Annotated in this window: 1 protein-coding gene and 1 pseudogene; both read left to right on the forward strand. The window is 49.2% G+C overall.

What is annotated here, in order from left to right; translation table 11 throughout:
- The coding region (gene glpX / locus R7P67_RS25635) for a class II fructose-bisphosphatase (RefSeq protein ID WP_318086426.1) at positions 1–897 on the forward strand (897 nt) is incomplete at its 5' end.
- A 106-nt stretch (positions 898–1,003) separates the two neighbouring features.
- Positions 1,004–1,145 (forward strand): annotated as a pseudogene (locus R7P67_RS25640) (transcriptional regulator); the annotation flags it as partial.

Raw genomic sequence — 1,145 nt, forward strand, 5'->3', positions numbered from 1 at the left:
GAAGTTATGCGCACGCTACTGAACAAAACAGATATCAGTGGTGAAATTGTCATTGGTGAAGGTGAAATCGATGATGCTCCAATGCTATACATCGGTGAGAAAGTTGGTCTAGGTGGCGATGAAGTGGATATCGCTGTTGACCCTATTGAAGGCACTCGCATGACCGCAATGGGTCAATCGAACGCATTGGCAGTGCTTGCCGCGGGTGAAAAAGGCAGCTTTTTAAAAGCACCTGACATGTACATGGAAAAACTGGTTGTTGGCCCAGGTGCGAAAGGCGTGATCGATCTAGAAAAGCCGTTGCAAGAAAACCTAGAAAACGTTGCTAGCGCGCTGAATAAAACGCTGGACACTCTGGTTGTCATCACTCTAGCAAAACCTCGCCACGATGATGTGATAGCTGAAATGCAGGCGATGGGTGTGCGTGTCTTCGCGGTGCCAGATGGCGACGTTGCAGCTTCCATCCTAACGTGTATGCCAGATAGTGAAGTGGACCTCATGTACTGCATTGGCGGTGCACCAGAGGGGGTGGTATCCGCAGCGGTGATTCGCGCACTTGATGGTGACATGCATGGCCGCCTTCTACCTCGCCACGAAGTGAAAGGCGACACAGAAGAAAACCGTATTTACGGTGCGGCTGAACTACAACGTTGTGAAGAAATGGGCGTAAAAGCCAACGTCGTCCTAAAAATGGAAGACATGGCGCGCAGCGACAACGTCGTCTTCTCAGCAACAGGCATTACAAAAGGTGACTTGCTAGAGGGGATTTCTCGCCAAGGTAATATTGCGACAACAGAGACGCTACTCGTGCGAGGCCGTTGCCGTACCATTCGCCGCATCAAGTCGACCCATTACTTAGAGCGTAAAGATCCAGAAGTTCGCGATATCATTCTGTAATTTTTGGGTTCAGCATCGCAAAGGGTTGGCAAAGTGCCGGCCCTTTTTGTTTTTGGCTCACCAAATCCCCACTCAAGTTAAGTCAACACTTTTCTTTACTAAGCCTATCGCGCATAATGTGTACGGAAATACAAATGGTGGGAATATGAAGACCGTAGATAGGATATTGCAAATCGTTAAGCGTGACGGGTCTGTCACTGCAAAACAACTCTCTTCTGAGCTTGGGATGACAACCATGGGTGCTCGCC

The organism is Vibrio sp. Vb0937 (assembly GCF_033338855.1).